This is a genomic window from Caldisericia bacterium, assembly GCA_026414995.1.
Lineage (GTDB): Bacteria > Caldisericota > Caldisericia > B22-G15 > B22-G15 > JAAYUH01.
In genome coordinates, this window is sequence record JAOAHY010000051.1 from 1 (window position 1) to 256 (window position 256).

The 256-nt window shown below is 55.1% G+C and carries 1 rRNA gene (cut by a window edge); it reads right to left on the bottom strand.

Annotated elements, in window-relative coordinates:
* Positions 1-256: ribosomal RNA gene (locus N3D74_06740) — 23S ribosomal RNA — on the bottom strand (its annotated part continues 267 nt past the right edge of the window); the annotation flags it as partial.

A 256-nucleotide genomic window follows, 5' to 3' on the forward strand; every position in this document is an offset into this window, starting at 1 on the left:
CTCGAATATGGAGCTTATCCCCCACATTCTCACTCCCGTGCCTCGGCTGCCAGTATTCGTAGTTTGGTTCGGGTTGGTAGGATAAATCCCCCGTCCCGATCCAGCGCTCTACCCCTGACACTTGCCGCACAGGGCTGCACCTAAATGCATTTCGGGAAGAACCAGCTATCGCCACGTTCGTTTGGCCTTTCACTCCTAACCACAGGTCATCCGAAGACTTTTCAACGCCTACCGGTTCGGACCTCCATCCCGTGTT